We start from the raw sequence: 15,320 nt of genomic DNA, 5'->3' as shown, positions 1-15,320 counted from the left end.
TAATGTGAAATTTGAATTAGATACTACCGACGGGCGCGCGCGCCGTGGCCGTCTGGTCTTTGATCGTGGCGTAGTGGAAACCCCGGCGTTTATGCCGGTTGGCACCTACGGCACGGTGAAAGGCATGACGCCGGAAGAAGTCAAAGAAACCGGCGCACAGATCCTGCTCGGCAACACCTTCCACCTGTGGCTGCGCCCAGGCCAGGAGATCATGAAGTTGCACGGCGATTTGCATGATTTCATGAACTGGCAAGGGCCGATCCTCACCGATTCCGGCGGCTTCCAGGTCTTCAGCCTTGGTGACATCCGCAAGATCACCGAAGCGGGCGTGCATTTCCGTAACCCCATCAACGGCGATCCCATCTTCCTCGATCCAGAAAAATCGATGGAGATTCAGTTCGATCTCGGTTCTGACGTGGTGATGATTTTCGATGAATGTACCCCGTATCCAGCCGATTGGGATTACGCCAAGCGTTCGATGGAGATGTCTCTGCGCTGGGCACAACGTAGCCGCGATCGCTTTGATTCGCTTGGCAATAAAAATGCGTTGTTCGGCATTATTCAGGGCGGTGTTTACGAAGATTTACGAGATGTCTCGGTTAAAGGTCTGGTAGAGATTGGCTTTGATGGGTACGCTGTGGGCGGCCTGGCGGTGGGTGAACCTAAAGAGGACATGCACCGAATCCTGGAGCACGTCTGTCCGCAAATTCCGCAAGACAAACCGCGTTATTTGATGGGCGTCGGCAAGCCAGAAGATCTGGTGGAAGGCGTTCGCCGCGGTATCGATATGTTTGACTGCGTTATGCCAACGCGCAATGCGCGAAACGGTCATCTGTTTGTTACCGATGGCGTGGTGAAAATCCGTAATGCCAAATATAAAGATGATACCGCCACGCTGGATGCGGAGTGTGATTGTTACACCTGTCGCAATTACAGCCGCGCTTACTTGCATCATCTTGATCGTTGTAACGAAATACTGGGCGCACGCCTGAATACGATTCACAATTTGCGCTATTACCAACGTTTGATGGCCGGTTTACGTAAGGCTATCGAAGAGGGTAAATTAGAGCACTTTGTTAGCGAGTTCTACCAAAGGACGGGTAAAGCGGTTCCTCCGCTGAACGTCTGATAATTCATCAATGAGGGAAATTTAATGAGCTTTTTCATTTCTGACGCCGTAGCCGCAGCAGGCGCACCGTCGCAGGGAAGTCCGTATTCTCTGGTGATCATGCTGGTGGTATTTGGTCTGATTTTCTACTTCATGATTCTGCGTCCGCAGCAGAAACGTGCGAAAGATCACAAGAAGCTGATGGATTCCATCTCTAAAGGTGATGAAGTGCTGACCAGCGGTGGCTTGGTTGGTCGTGTGACCAAAGTGGCAGAAACTGGCTATGTTTCTATTGCTCTGAACGACACCACTGAAGTAGTTGTTAAACGTGATTTCGTGGCCGCCGTTCTGCCGAAAGGTACTATGAAGGCGCTGTAATTTTTTCTTCCCGAAGGGAACTGCCGTGTTAAACCGTTATCCTTTGTGGAAGTACATCATGCTGGTCGCCGTGATTCTCGTCGGCCTGCTCTATGCGCTTCCTAACCTCTATGGTGAGGATCCGGCCGTTCAGATCACTGGTGCGCGCGGTGGCGCCGCCAGTGAGCAAACGTTGGATCAGATCCAGACCGTATTAAAACAAGACAACATCCAGAGCAAATCCCTGGCTTTGGAAAATGGCGCTATTCTGGCTCGTTTTGAGAACCAGGATGTGCAGCTGCGCGCTCGTGATGCTATCACCACGGCGCTGGGCGAAGACTACATTGTGGCACTCAACCTCGCGCCGGCAACGCCACGCTGGCTGAGCATGCTGGCCGCGGAGCCGATGAAACTCGGTCTTGATCTGCGCGGCGGCGTACACTTCCTGATGGAAGTGGATATGGATACCGCGTTGGGCAAACTGCAAGAGCAGAATGCCGACAGCCTGCGCAGCGATCTGCGCGACAAAAGCATTCCGTATACCACCGTTAATAAAATCGCGAACTATGGCGTAGAAGTGCGTTTCCGTGATGGCGCAAGCCGTGACGCGGCAATCAGCTACTTGTCATCACGTCACCGCGATCTGGTGATCTCAAGCCAGGGCAGCGATACGCTGCGTGCGGTGATGAGCGATGCGCGTCTGAGCGAAGCGCGTGAATATGCGGTGCAGCAAAACATCACTATCCTGCGTAACCGTGTTAACCAGTTGGGCGTTGCCGAACCATTGGTGCAGCGTCAAGGTTCTGACCGCATCGTGGTTGAGCTGCCAGGCATCCAGGACACCGCGCGCGCCAAAGAAATTTTGGGTGCGACCGCCACGCTGGAATTCCGTCTGGTAAATACCAGCGTGGATCCAAGTGCAGCGGCCAGTGGCCGTGTGCCGGGTGATTCGGAAGTGAAGAAAACGCGTGAAGGCCAGCCAGTGGTGCTGTACAAGCGTGTGATTCTGACCGGTGACCACATCACCGATTCCACCTCAAGCATGGATGAGTACAACCAGCCGCAGGTGAACATTTCACTGGATGGCGCGGGCGGCAACATGATGTCGAACTTCACCAAGGACAACATCGGCAAGCCGATGGCGACCCTGTTTGTGGAGTACAAAGACAGCGGCAAGAAAGACGCCAACGGTCGTTCGATTCTGGTGAAGCAGGAAGAAGTGATTAACGTGGCGAACATTCAGTCGCGCCTTGGTAACAGCTTCCGTATCACCGGCATCAACAATCCAAACGAAGCACGTCAGCTGTCGCTGCTGCTGCGCGCGGGTGCGTTGATTGCGCCAATCCAGATTGTTGAAGAGCGTACCATCGGCCCAACTATGGGTCAGCAGAACATCACACAAGGTCTTGAAGCCTGCTTGTGGGGCTTGATTGCGTCGATTCTGTTTATGGTGGTGTTCTACAAGAAATTTGGTCTTATTGCGACCAGCGCACTGCTGTGTAACCTGGTGCTGATTGTCGGCATCATGTCACTGTTGCCAGGCGCGACGCTCACCATGCCAGGTATTGCCGGTATTGTGTTGACGCTGGCGGTAGCAGTCGATGCTAACGTGTTGATTAACGAACGTATTAAAGAAGAGTTGCGTAACGGACGCTCGGTACAGCAGGCGATTCATGAAGGCTATAAAGGCGCCTTCTCCAGTATCGTCGACGCCAACGTCACTACGCTGATCAAAGTTATCATTCTTTATGCGGTCGGTACCGGTTCCATCAAAGGCTTTGCGATTACCACCGCTATCGGTATCGCGACCTCAATGTTTACCGCTATCGTCGGCACCCGTGCCATCGTTAACCTGGTGTACGGCGGCAAACGCATCAACAAGCTGTCTATCTGAGGAGTGCGTTGTGGCACAGGAATATAGTATTGAGCAGCTAAACCACGGGCGTAAAGTCGTCGACTTTATGCGCTGGGATAAGCTGGCTTTCATCATCTCCGGTTTGCTGATTGTGGCGTCAATCGCCATCGTTGGCGTCAAAGGCTTCAACTGGGGCCTCGACTTTACCGGCGGAACGGTGATTGAAATTAACCTGGAAAAACCGGCGGATCTTGATGCGCTGCGCGAAGGTTTGGTCAAAGCGGGCTTTGAAGAGCCGCTGGTACAAAACTTTGGTAGCAGCCGCGATGTGATGGTGCGTATGCCACCAGCCACCGGCAACGCGGGCACCGAGTTGGGTAATAAAGTTCTGGCTTCGATTAACCAGACGACCCAACAGAATGCAACCGTGAAGCGTATCGAGTTCGTTGGCCCAAGCGTGGGTAGCGATTTGGCGCAGGCGGGTGCGATGGCGCTGCTGTCAGCGCTGATTGCCATTTTGATCTACATCGGCTTCCGCTTTGAGTGGCGTTTGGCGCTGGGTACCGTACTGGCACTGGCGCACGATGTGATCATCACCTGCGGCATCCTGGCGCTGTCACGGGTTGAAATTGACCTGACGATTGTCGCCTCGCTGATGTCGGTGATTGGTTACTCGCTTAACGATAAAATCGTGGTTTCCGACCGTATTCGTGAGAACTTCCGCAAAATCCGTCGCGGTTCTTCTTACGACATTACCAACGTGTCGTTGACTCAAACGTTAAGCCGTACCTTGATCACCTCATTGACCACGCTGGCGATGATTATGATTCTGTTCGTATTTGGTGGTGCGTTGCTGAAAGGCTTCTCACTGACCATGCTGATCGGTGTCACCATCGGTACGATTTCATCAATTTATGTCTCTTCAGCGCTGGCGCTGAAACTCGGCATGAAGCGTGAACATATGCTGGTGCAGAAAGTGGAAAAAGAGGGCGCAGACCAGCCTTCGATTCTGCCGTAATTCTGCGAAAGATGAGAAAAGGGCTGCCACAGGCAGCCCTTTTTTTATGCCTGTCGATCAGGACATCATGTTGGCGGTCACCATAAATGGCGACCCTACGCTACTGATGCAGAGTTCAGGGCGCGGTTTTGCTTGCCGCCGTGCCTTCTACATCATGTACACGCACATAACCGAGTTGCTCCGGTGCTAAACCGCTCAAGCGCAGCGGAACGGTGACGGAGCTGCGTGGCATCAACTCAGCCGGTACGTCGAGAGTTTGGCTGAGGCTGCCAGCATTGAGTGGCTTACCGCTCGCCGGATCCATTTCGCCCCATACCACGGTGGCGCGTAGGGCCGGAATCGGCTGGTCATCGGTGGAGCGGATATTCAGGTTGGCGCGCGTGCCATTGGCTTCACCCGCCACTTGCGACAGCGACAAACGCAATTTACCCAGCTGCGTCTGTAGCTCCACTGGCGTATTGGCCTGCGGCAACAACCATGCGCCTTGCGTCGATTGGCTGTTGAGCTGCCCCTGAATTTCCAGCGCCGTTGCCTGATTAGTCAGTTTGCGCATCTGCTGATTCAGCTGACTCACTTCCTGATGCAACTCTTTGACCTGCGGTGAAACCGGCGTTGAACTGCAACCACTCAGAACCAGCAAAGAGAGTGCTGCCGGTGCCCATAACGTCCTGATCGTCATGCATTGTCCTTTCAATTATTTGGGAATACGTAAAACCTGGCCTGGATAGATCTTATCAGGATGCGTCAGCATTGGCTTGTTTGCCTCGAAAATCTTGTTGTATTGATTAGGATTTCCGTACACTTCTTTCGATACCGCACTCAAAGTATCGCCTTTTTTCACCGTGTAGAAGGTGGCTTCTGGCGCTGCATCCGTCACCGTAACTTTATCATCCACCTTGGTGATCCCCGCGACGTTACCGGCCGCCACCAGAATCTTCTCCTTCAATTCTTGCGAAACGCCGTTGCCGGTTACCGTAACGGTATCGCCTTTGACATCCACTTTGACCTTATCGCTATCGGGCAAGCCGAGTTTGTTGATGTGATCTTGCAGTTTCTTACTGGCATCATCGCCGCCACTCACGGCGTCCCACAGTTTTTCACCCGCTTCTTTGACGAAATCAAACAGACCCATACATCCTCCAGTTATTGGTGTTGGCCGCCTTAATGGCTGCTCTATAAGCATAGTGGGTTTATCGCAGTGGCTCTTTAGGCGCTGTCCTGCTTGTGAGCCGGGCGGCGTAAATGCGCTTTACAGCAAATGCATCTTTTAAACACGGTTTGTGTTCAGTTTTACTTTGATCGCGCTACACTATGTGCCCAATTTATCTCGCGACAGGAAACGTCATGCATTGCCCATTCTGCTCCGCTGTGGACACCAAAGTGATTGATTCGCGTCTGGTCAGTGAAGGCTCTTCGGTGCGCCGTCGCCGCCAGTGTTTGGTGTGTCACGAGCGTTTTACCACCTTTGAAGTGGCTGAGCTGGTGATGCCGCGCGTGGTAAAAAGCAACGATGTGCGTGAACCGTTCAACGAAGATAAACTCAGCAGCGGCATGATTAAGGCACTGGAAAAGCGTCCGGTGAGTGCCGATGCGGTTGAAAGCGCAGTGAATCACATCAAAACCCAACTGCGTGCGACCGGCGAACGTGAAGTGCCGAGCGCGTTGATTGGAAATCTGGTGATGGATGAGCTGAAAAAGCTGGATAAAGTTGCTTACATCCGCTTTGCCTCGGTATACCGCAGCTTTGAAGATATTCGTGATTTTGGTGAAGAGATCGCCCGCTTACAGGACTAATCCATGACTGACGAACGCTATATGGCGCGCGCGCTGGAACTGGCGCGCCGCGGACGCTTTACCACTACACCCAATCCCAACGTCGGCTGCGTAATTGTGCGCGATGGCGAGATTGTCGGCGAAGGCTGGCATCAGCGCGCCGGTGAACCGCATGCCGAAGTGCATGCACTGCGCATGGCGGGTGAACGCGCGCAGGGCGCAACGGCCTATGTCACGCTGGAACCATGCAGTCATCATGGACGCACGCCGCCGTGTTGCGATGCGCTGATTGCGGCTGGCGTCAGTCGCGTGGTGGCGGCGATGCAAGATCCCAATCCGCAAGTGGCGGGACGTGGCTTGTATCGTTTACAGCAGGCGGGCATCGATGTCAGTCACGGTGTAATGATGAACGATGCTGAAGCATTGAATCGTGGTTTTCTGAAACGCATGCGTACTGGCTTCCCGTGGATTCAGCTAAAACTCGGCGCATCCCTTGATGGGCGTACCGCGATGGCCAGCGGCGAAAGTCAGTGGATCACTTCTGCGGCGGCAAGGCGCGATGTGCAACGTTTGCGCGCCCAGAGTTCAGCTATCCTTAGCACCAGCGCCACGGTGTTAGCAGATAATCCCTCTTTAACCTTGCGCTGGAATGAATTGAGTGACGAGGTGCGTGCGCAACTGGATGAAACGCAGTTGCGCCAGCCGGTGCGGGTCATTATCGACAGCCAGCAACGCGTCACGCCGCAGCATCGTTTAATCGATCAAGCGGGCGAAACCTGGTTGATGCGCAGCGAGCCCGATCAGCAAAGCTGGCCGGAAAACGTCAGCCAGATTGCGGTGCCACAGCGTGGTGAGCAACTTGATTTAGTGGCGATGATGATGCTGCTCGGCCAGCGCCAGATCAACAGCGTGTGGGTGGAAGCCGGAGCCGGTTTAGCTGGCGCTTTGCTGCAAGCGGGATTGGTCGATGAGCTGATCGTTTATATGGCGCCGAAGCTGCTGGGTAACGCCGCGCGTGGCCTGTGCGAATTGCCGGGACTGCAACAATTAGCTGATGCACCGGCCCTGAATTTTAGCGATGTTCGCCTGGTTGGCGAAGACCTGCGCTTGACGCTGACGCCGCGTTGAAAGCGCGGAAAAGCCTGAGCGCGTCGCCAAAGAGTATGATAGAATCCGCCCCCTTCTGCGGGGCCATTAAATAACCCAAAGGATATGTATGAAAGTTATCGAAGCTCCTGTTGCCACGCCTGATGCAAACATTGCCATCGTAATTGCGCGTTTTAACAACTTCATTAATGACAGCCTGCTGGACGGCGCGATTGACGCTTTAAAGCGCATCGGCCAGGTGAAAGCAGATAACATCACCGTTGTCTGGGTTCCGGGTGCATACGAACTGCCGCTGGCAGCACGCGCGCTGGCGAAAGCCGGTAAGCACGACGCCATTGTGGCGTTGGGCACCGTGATCCGTGGCGGCACCGCACACTTCGAATATGTGGCCGGTGAAGCCAGCTCGGGCATTGCGCACGTCGCCATGACCAGCGAAATCCCGGTGACCTTCGGCGTGTTGACCACTGAAAATATCGAGCAGGCGATTGAACGCGCCGGCACGAAAGCAGGGAATAAAGGTGCCGAAGCGGCCCTGACTGCACTCGAAATGATCAACGTATTGAAAGCCATCAAAGCCTGATTTTTGTAAGGGGAATTTTGTGAAACCTGCTGCTCGTCGTCGCGCCCGTGAGTGCGCTGTCCAGGCGCTTTACTCCTGGCAGCTGTCCAAGAACGACATTGCCGATGTGGAATACCAGTTTCTGGCGGAACAAGACGTCAAAGACGTCGATATTAGCTATTTCCGCGAATTGCTGGCCGGTGTGGCGACTAACAGCGCGTACCTGGACGGTCTGATGAAGCCTTACCTGTCGCGTCAGCTGGAAGAGCTGGGCCAGGTAGAAAAAGCCATCCTGCGTATCTCGCTGTATGAGCTGAGCAAGCGTTCTGATGTGCCATACAAAGTGGCCATCAACGAAGGCATTGAATTGGCAAAAGTATTTGGTGCTGAAGACAGCCACAAATTCGTCAATGGTGTTCTCGACAAAGCTGCCCCGCAAATTCGACCGAATAAAAAATAGCATTGAAGGCCGGTTTACCGGCCTTTTCTTCATTGAGACCTGACTATGTCTTGTGGTGAATTCGAACTGATCGCACGTTACTTTAACCGCGTCACCAGCTCCCGCCGCGATGTGGAGAAAGGAATTGGTGACGACTGCGCGTTACTCAACGTGCCAGAAAAACAAACTCTCGCCATCAGCACCGATACCTTGGTGGCGGGAGTGCACTTCTTGCGTGACATTCATCCTGCCGATCTCGGTTACAAAGCCGTGGCGGTTAACCTGAGCGATTTAGCTGCGATGGGTGCCGATCCGGCGTGGTTGACGCTGGCCTTAACGCTGCCGGAAATTGATGAACCTTGGGTCGCTGCGTTTAGCGATAGCCTGTTTGAGCTGCTGGATTATTACGATATGCAGCTGATTGGCGGCGATACCACGCGTGGACCGCTGAGCATGACGCTTGGCATTCACGGTTTAGTGCCGGTGGGCAGGGCGCTGAAACGTTCTGGCGCGAAACCCGGTGACTGGATTTTCGTTACCGGCACGCTGGGTGATAGCGCAGCAGGATTATCGTTGCTGCAACATCGCCATCGTCTGAACGATCCGGCGGTACATGAGGCGTTGATCAAGCGTCATTTACGTCCAATGCCACGTGTGTTGCAAGGCCAGGCGCTGCGTGGCTTAGCGACGTCGGCGATCGATATTTCCGATGGATTGATTTCCGATCTCGGCCATGTGCTGACTGCCAGCCGCGTCGGTGCGCGACTTAATCTTGATGCGTTGCCGCTTTCAGCTGCGTTGCGTGACCATTTTGAGCCTGAGCTGGTACTGAAATGGGCGCTGAGCGGTGGCGAAGATTACGAACTCTGCTTCACGGTGCCGGAAGTGAATCGTGGCGCGCTGGATGTGGCGTTGGGGCATTTCGGTGTGCCTTATACCTGCATCGGCCAGATTGCACCGGAATCGGAAGGGCTGAGTTTGCTGGAGAACGGCAAACCGCGCAGCGTGGATGTGAAAGGGTTTGATCATTTCGGTGTGAAGTGAATGAGGTGGCCATTAATGGCCACCCTACAAAATCCGTAGGGTCGCCATTAATGGCGACCAGGTTCCTGAATCACTCAAATCCCACCACCGGATGCGGTTGATACACCGATTCCAACTCGGCAATCTCATTAGTACTCAACTCTACATCCACCGCTTTCACCAATTCGGCAAACTGCTGCTCACGCGAAGCGCCAATAATCGGCGCGGTCACCGCGGGTTTATGCAGCAACCACGCTAGCGCCACCTGCGCACGCGTCACGCCTTTATCGGCGGCAACGTTGGCGAGTCGTTCGGCAATCTCCGCATCGTTCTCTTCGGTGCCGGTGTACAGTTTCTCCATCACATTATCCGACACCGAACGCGCCGTGGTTTCGCCCCACGGACGCGTCAATTTGCCGCGCGCCAGCGGGCTCCATGGCAGCACCGCAATGCCTTCACGTTGGCACAGCGGATGCATTTCGTTCTCTTCTTCACGCTGAATCAAATTGTACTGATCCTGCATGCTAACAAAGCGCGCCCAGTTATTTTGCTGCTGCAAATCCAGCGCCTGAGCAAACTGGGCTGCGTGCATGGACGATGCGCCGATGTAACGTGCTTTACCGGATTTCACCACCTCATCCAGTGCTGCCAGCGTCTCTTCAATAGGCGTGTCGTAATCCCAACGGTGAATTTGCAGCAAGTCAACATACTCCATGCCAAGGCGCGTCAGGCTATCGTCTATCGATTGCAGGATGTTTTGGCGTGATAAACCTTGTGAGAGATTGCTCAGCGGGAAATAAACCTTGGTCGCGACCACCACCTGATCGCGCTGCGCGAAATCTTTTAGCGCGCGACCCACAATCTCTTCGCTACTGCCGTCGGAATAGCTGTTGGCGGTATCAAAGAAGTTGATGCCGGCGTCCAGCGCCTGCTTGATCAACGGGCGACTGCTCTCTTCCGGCAGCGTCCAGGCGTGATTGCCGCGCGTGGGATCGCCATAAGTCATGCAGCCTAAACAGAGACGCGAAACCTGTAAGTCGGTTTGGCCTAAACGGATGGTTTTCATTGGGGCTCCTGCTCTTATGCTTGAGGGAAAACGTTCCCTAAGCATAGCAGCAGGCTCGCTCACCGGGCGGTGAGCGAGTCGGGCAAATTACTGCGCCAGCCAGGTGCTGATTTGCTGTTGAATACCGGCGGCATCCAACTGATAATCCTGGCGAACTTCATCCTGCGTACCTTGCGGGATAAATTCATCCGGCAGGCCAAGGTTCAACACGTGCACGCGCAGGCGTTTTGCCATCACATACTCGTTAACGCCGCTTCCTGCGCCACCTTTGATGGCACCTTCTTCCAGCGTCACCAGCGAATCATGGCTGGCAGCCAGTTCGGCAATCAATGCTTCGTCGAGCGGTTTCACAAAACGCATATCTACCAGCGTGGCGTTGAGCGCTTCAGCCGCAGTAGTGGCTTCCGGCAACAAGGTGCCGAAGTTGAGGATTGCCAGTTTTTCACCGCGACGTTTCACGATGCCTTTACCGAGCGGCAAACTTGCAAGCGGCTCAAGCGTCGCACCGGTGCCGGTGCCGCGCGGATAACGCACCGCACTTGGGCCATCCTGATAGTGATAACCGGTATACAACATCAAGCGGCATTCGTTTTCGTCGCTTGGCGTCATGATCACCATTTCTGGTACACAACGCAGGAAGGCGATATCAAATGCGCCCTGATGGGTTTGCCCGTCCGCGCCAACAATGCCGCCGCGATCGATAGCAAACAGCACCGGCAATTTCTGGATGGCGACGTCATGGATCAGCTGATCGTAGGCGCGCTGCAGGAAGGTCGAGTAGATCGCCACAATCGGTTTGTAACCACCAATCGCCATACCGGCAGCAAAGGTCACCGCATGCTGTTCGGCAATCGCCACATCAAAATATTGCTGCGGATAATCGCGCGAATAGCTCACCATGCCGGAACCTTCGCGCATCGCTGGCGTTACAGCCATCAGGCGCGGATCGTCGGCGGCCATTTCGCTCAGCCAGTTGCCGAAAATCTTCGAATAGCTCGGCAACCCAGGCGCGCTTTTCGGTAACGATCCGCTAGCCGGATCGAATTTCGGCACCGCATGCCAGGTGATCGGATCTTCTTCCGCCGGGGCATAGCCTTTGCCCTTTTTGGTCATGATGTGCAGGAACTGCGGGCCTTTCAGGTCGCGCATGTTCTTCAGCGTGCTCACCAACGTCAGGACGTCATGGCCATCGACGGGGCCGATATAGTTGAAGCCCAACTCTTCGAACAGCGTACCCGGCACCACCATGCCTTTCAGATGCTCTTCGGTGCGTTTCACCAGCTCTTTAATCGGCGGTAAGCCATCCAGCACGCGCTTGCCGCCTTCGCGCAGACGCGAGTAAGTTTTGCCGGAGAGAATCTGTGCCAGACGATTATTAAGCGCACCGACGTTCTCGGAGATCGACATTTCGTTGTCGTTGAGAATCACCAGCATATCCGGTTTGATGTCGCCTGCGTGGTTCATGGCTTCAAATGCCATACCCGCAGTAATCGCGCCATCGCCGATGATACAGGCCGTACGACGACCTTTACCTTCGCGTTCTGCCGCTACCGCCATACCAAGACCGGCGCTAATCGAAGTGGAAGAGTGACCGACGCTCAGCACGTCATATTCACTCTCGCCGCGCCACGGGAATGGATGCAGGCCATTTTTCTGGCGAATGGTGCCGATGCGATCGCGGCGTCCGGTCAGAATTTTATGCGGATAAGCCTGATGGCCTACATCCCACACCAGATGATCAAATGGCGTGTTGTAGACATAATGCAGCGCCACTGTTAGCTCGACCACGCCTAAACCTGACGCAAAGTGACCGGATGAACGGCTCACGCTATCCAGCAAATATTGACGCAGCTCGTCGCACAACTCCGGAAGTTTATCTTTCGGTAATAACCGTAATTCCTGAACCGTGCTTGCTAACGCCAGTGTCGGGTATTTTGCAGTGTCAAAACTCATCAGAGACTCATTATGAAAGTTATTTATCGCGTTCAATTATGAAGCTTGCCAGCGCTTGTAAAGCGATTGTGTTGTAAGACTGCGCCGCCAGAATATCGAGCGCGCCAAGCGCCTCTTGATAAAGATCCCAGGCTTTGCTGCGGGCGTTTTCCAGTCCCATCAGGGCTGGATAGGTGCTTTTACCTAACGCTTGATCCGATCCCTGGGTTTTGCCTAATACGGCGGTGTCACCGACCACATCGAGGATGTCGTCCTGCACCTGAAACGCCAATCCGATGGCGTTGGCGTAGGTATCCAAAATCGGCAATGCGGCACGGCCTCGCTCGCCTGCCGCTAAGGCACCCAGACGTACCGCGGCGCGAATTAACGCGCCCGTTTTGTGGCGGTGAATCTGTTCGAGCTGTGCCAAATCAATTTGCTTGCCTTCAGCGGCTAAATCCAGTGCCTGACCGCCGCACATGCCGGCCACACCGCTGGCTTGGGCCAGTTCGGAAATCATCGCAATACGTGCTTCGGCAGTCACGCCGGGCATCGGCTGATCGGCCAGAATTGAGAAGGCCAACGTTTGCAGCGCATCGCCGGCAAGAATGGCCGTGTCTTCACCATATTTAATATGGCAGGTTGGCTGCCCGCGGCGTAACGCATCGTCATCCATCGCCGGCAGATCGTCATGAATCAGGGAGTAAGCATGGATGCATTCAACGGCCGCTGCCGGAACATCCAGACTGGCCGCATCGGCCTTTAACATTTCGCCCGTGGCGTATACCAGAAATGGACGCAGACGCTTACCGCCTAATAATGCCCCATATTCCATGGCATTAACCAGAGGAGAACTCTGAAAAGGAAGTGGATCTATTAAGCGTGTCAACGCCAGATTAACGCGTTCGTGATACGCGCTCAGTAATTTAGCGAAATCCATTACTCATTTTCCGGCGTAAAGGGGGCGAGTGGGGCATCTTTCTCGTCGCTCAGCAGGATTTGTACCCGCTGTTCTGCCTGTTGCAGGGTTTGCTGACCGGTACGTGCCAATTGTACGCCGCGTTCAAATTCATTCAGCGCCTGTTCCAGCGGCAGTTCGCCACTCTCCAGACGGCTGACAATCTGTTCCAGCTGCTGCAATGCGCTTTCAAAACTCACTGGCGCTTCGGCTTTTTTCGGCATATCAGTGTCGACTCACAGGTTAAGACATTATCTTGCAATCGGTCATGGTAGCCGACAGGAATTAATTAGCAAAATAATCAATGTGACAGCGGTTGCAGAAGCAGTCACCCGCCAAAGGTGATATACTTTTGCGCCTCGGATGCGGGAGATCCTGATTCAACCCGCAATTATATGATTTTACCAGCTAAGTGCTGATGCTTTTAGCACTTATTTGCCCAAACGAATCCCTGTCGCCATGAAGTTTATCATCAAGCTGTTCCCAGAAATCACCATCAAAAGTCAGTCGGTGCGTCTGCGTTTTATCAAAATTCTGACCAGCAGCATTCGCAATATCCTGCGCACCGTCGATGAAGATATCGCGGTGGTGCGTCACTGGGATCACGTTGAAGTGCGTTCCAAAAACGAATCACTGCGCGAAACCATCGTGGCGGAGCTGACGCGTATTCCCGGCATTCACCATGTGCTGGCGGTTGAAGATCGCGCGTACACCGATATGCACGACATCTTCGAGCAGACGCTGGCGTTGAACCGCGATCGTCTGCAAGGGAAAAGCTTCTGCGTGCGCGTGAAGCGTCGCGGCAAGCACAGCTTCAGCTCGCAGGATGTGGAGCGTTACGTTGGTGGCGGCCTCAATCAACATATCGAAACGGCGCGTGTGCAGCTTAATCGCCCGGATGAAACGGTGAATCTGGAGATCGAAGACGATCGCCTGTTGCTGATCACCGCGCGTTACGAAGGTTTGGGCGGCTTCCCAATTGGTACGCAAGAAGATGTGTTGTCGCTGATTTCCGGCGGCTTCGACTCCGGCGTTTCCAGCTATATGTTGATGCGTCGTGGTTGCCGCGTGCATTACTGCTTCTTCAATCTTGGCGGTGCTGCGCATGAGATTGGTGTGCGCCAGGTTGCGCATTACCTGTGGCAGCGTTTTGGCCGCTCGCATCGCGTACGCTTTGTGGCGATCAATTTCGAACCGGTGGTTGGCGAGATTCTGGAGAAAGTGGATGACGGCCAAATGGGCGTGGTACTGAAGCGTATGATGGTGCGCGCCGCGTCGATGGTCGCAGAGCGCTACGGCGTGCAAGCGTTGGTGACCGGCGAAGCGCTGGGCCAGGTTTCCAGCCAGACGCTGACCAACCTGCGTTTAATTGATAACGCCTCTGATACTTTGATTCTGCGTCCGCTGATTTCGCACGATAAAGAGCACATCATCAACGTGGCACGCCAGATCGGCACCGAAGATTTTGCCCGTACCATGCCGGAATATTGCGGTGTGATTTCGAAAAGCCCAACCGTGAAAGCGGTGAAAGCCAAAATCGAAGCGGAAGAGTTGAATTTCGATTTCGAGATCCTCAATCGTGTGGTGCAAGAAGCCAGCAACGTCGATATCCGCGAAATCGCCGAGCAGACGCAAGAAGAAGTGGTTGAAGTGGAAACTGTGGATTCCTTCACCGCCAACGATGTGGTGCTGGATATCCGTTCCGCCGATGAGCAAGATGCTAAGCCGCTGATCGTTGAAGGCGTAGAAGTGAAACTGCTGTCGTTCTACAAGCTCGGCACTCAGTTTGGCGATTTGGACCAGAGCAAAACCTGGTTGCTGTATTGCGATCGTGGTGTGATGAGCCGTTTGCAGGCGCTGTATCTGCATGAGCAAGGCTTTAAAAACGTGAAGGTCTATCGTCCTTAAGGCGGTTACCGGCGGCGTAACGCTCGCCAACTGAGCGTTATTCGGTCACCATCAATGGCGACCCTACAAACGCATGGTTCGATTGTTGTAAGGTCACCATTTATGGTGTAATGCTCGTCAGTTAAGCCTCAAACATGCCGGAACGCATAGCGTTTCGGCTTTTTCTTTACTGCCCGGGGATAGTGTCTTGGTCGCCGGGTGGGAAGCACGAAGCTGG

16 protein-coding genes are annotated in these 15,320 nt (G+C 54.2%); 10 read left to right on the top strand and 6 right to left on the bottom strand.

What is annotated here, in order from left to right; all coding sequences use genetic code 11:
* The first annotated feature begins 4 nt into the window (after positions 1 to 4).
* From tgt to secF, 4 genes are read left to right on the top strand one after another with little or no spacing between them, the layout of a single operon-like run.
* Complete coding sequence (gene tgt / locus ACPUC7_RS19670) at positions 5 to 1,129, top strand: tRNA guanosine(34) transglycosylase Tgt (protein WP_064740428.1); 1,125 nt, start codon at positions 5 to 7, stop codon at positions 1,127 to 1,129.
* A gap of 24 nt (positions 1,130 to 1,153) precedes the next feature.
* Positions 1,154 to 1,486, top strand: coding sequence for a preprotein translocase subunit YajC (gene yajC, locus ACPUC7_RS19665; RefSeq protein ID WP_343554131.1), 333 nt, complete (start codon positions 1,154 to 1,156; stop codon positions 1,484 to 1,486).
* Between the two features lie 25 nt (positions 1,487 to 1,511).
* Entirely contained in the window at positions 1,512 to 3,359 is a 1,848-nt protein-coding gene (secD, locus tag ACPUC7_RS19660) for a protein translocase subunit SecD (RefSeq protein ID WP_494924163.1), read from the top strand.
* A gap of 10 nt (positions 3,360 to 3,369) precedes the next feature.
* Positions 3,370 to 4,338: a protein translocase subunit SecF gene (secF, locus tag ACPUC7_RS19655; RefSeq protein ID WP_494924162.1), complete on the top strand. Its 969-nt coding sequence runs from the start codon at positions 3,370 to 3,372 to the stop codon at positions 4,336 to 4,338.
* Between the two features lie 115 nt (positions 4,339 to 4,453).
* Here secF and ACPUC7_RS19650 read toward each other — a convergent pair whose 3' ends face one another.
* Together ACPUC7_RS19650 and lysM are read right to left on the bottom strand one after the other, a co-directional pair.
* Positions 4,454 to 5,017, bottom strand: coding sequence for a SadB/YajI family lipoprotein (locus tag ACPUC7_RS19650; protein ID WP_494924161.1), 564 nt, complete (start codon positions 5,015 to 5,017; stop codon positions 4,454 to 4,456).
* A 15-nt stretch (positions 5,018 to 5,032) separates the two neighbouring features.
* Entirely contained in the window at positions 5,033 to 5,470 is a 438-nt protein-coding gene (gene lysM, locus ACPUC7_RS19645; protein WP_494924160.1) for a peptidoglycan-binding protein LysM, read from the bottom strand.
* A 212-nt stretch (positions 5,471 to 5,682) separates the two neighbouring features.
* On the opposite strand from lysM, the gene nrdR reads away from it, so the two are divergent.
* The 5 genes from nrdR to thiL all read left to right on the top strand — a co-directional run bounded on the left by nrdR (position 5,683) and on the right by thiL (position 9,260).
* Positions 5,683 to 6,132, top strand: coding sequence for a transcriptional regulator NrdR (gene nrdR / locus ACPUC7_RS19640; protein ID WP_008103978.1), 450 nt, complete (start codon positions 5,683 to 5,685; stop codon positions 6,130 to 6,132).
* 3 nt (positions 6,133 to 6,135) lie between these two features.
* On the top strand, positions 6,136 to 7,239 hold the full coding sequence (gene ribD, locus ACPUC7_RS19635; protein WP_494924159.1) for a bifunctional diaminohydroxyphosphoribosylaminopyrimidine deaminase/5-amino-6-(5-phosphoribosylamino)uracil reductase RibD: 1,104 nt from the start codon (positions 6,136 to 6,138) through the stop codon (positions 7,237 to 7,239).
* 88 nt (positions 7,240 to 7,327) lie between these two features.
* Entirely contained in the window at positions 7,328 to 7,798 is a 471-nt protein-coding gene (gene ribH, locus ACPUC7_RS19630) for a 6,7-dimethyl-8-ribityllumazine synthase (RefSeq protein WP_007887008.1), read from the top strand.
* A 19-nt stretch (positions 7,799 to 7,817) separates the two neighbouring features.
* Entirely contained in the window at positions 7,818 to 8,237 is a 420-nt protein-coding gene (nusB, locus tag ACPUC7_RS19625) for a transcription antitermination factor NusB (protein ID WP_007887007.1), read from the top strand.
* A gap of 45 nt (positions 8,238 to 8,282) precedes the next feature.
* Positions 8,283 to 9,260: a thiamine-phosphate kinase gene (thiL, locus tag ACPUC7_RS19620; RefSeq protein WP_494924158.1), complete on the top strand. Its 978-nt coding sequence runs from the start codon at positions 8,283 to 8,285 to the stop codon at positions 9,258 to 9,260.
* A 70-nt stretch (positions 9,261 to 9,330) separates the two neighbouring features.
* Here thiL and ACPUC7_RS19615 read toward each other — a convergent pair whose 3' ends face one another.
* From ACPUC7_RS19615 to xseB, 4 genes are all read right to left on the bottom strand, one after another.
* Positions 9,331 to 10,305 (bottom strand): aldo/keto reductase, encoded by a 975-nt coding sequence (locus ACPUC7_RS19615; RefSeq protein WP_494924157.1) that lies wholly within the window; start codon positions 10,303 to 10,305, stop codon positions 9,331 to 9,333.
* A gap of 87 nt (positions 10,306 to 10,392) precedes the next feature.
* Positions 10,393 to 12,258, bottom strand: a complete 1,866-nt coding sequence (gene dxs / locus ACPUC7_RS19610) for a 1-deoxy-D-xylulose-5-phosphate synthase (protein ID WP_494924156.1) — start codon at positions 12,256 to 12,258, stop codon at positions 10,393 to 10,395.
* 19 nt (positions 12,259 to 12,277) lie between these two features.
* Positions 12,278 to 13,177 carry a (2E,6E)-farnesyl diphosphate synthase gene (gene ispA / locus ACPUC7_RS19605; protein ID WP_494924155.1) on the bottom strand — a complete coding sequence of 300 codons (900 nt, stop codon included), beginning with the start codon at positions 13,175 to 13,177 and terminating at the stop codon, positions 12,278 to 12,280.
* Entirely contained in the window at positions 13,177 to 13,419 is a 243-nt protein-coding gene (gene xseB, locus ACPUC7_RS19600) for an exodeoxyribonuclease VII small subunit (RefSeq protein ID WP_494924154.1), read from the bottom strand. Before xseB ends, ispA begins: the two co-directional genes overlap by 1 nt.
* Positions 13,420 to 13,654: 235 nt before the next feature.
* Here xseB and thiI point away from each other — a divergent pair, with 235 nt between their 5' ends.
* Positions 13,655 to 15,103, top strand: coding sequence for a tRNA uracil 4-sulfurtransferase ThiI (gene thiI, locus ACPUC7_RS19595; protein ID WP_343554114.1), 1,449 nt, complete (start codon positions 13,655 to 13,657; stop codon positions 15,101 to 15,103).
* The last annotated feature ends 217 nt before the right edge of the window (positions 15,104 to 15,320 follow it).

The sequence above is a fragment of the Pantoea sp. CFCC18179 genome (assembly GCF_059412405.1).
Note: the sequence above shows the minus strand (reverse complement) of the source record. Positions and strands in the feature narration are given on the sequence as shown.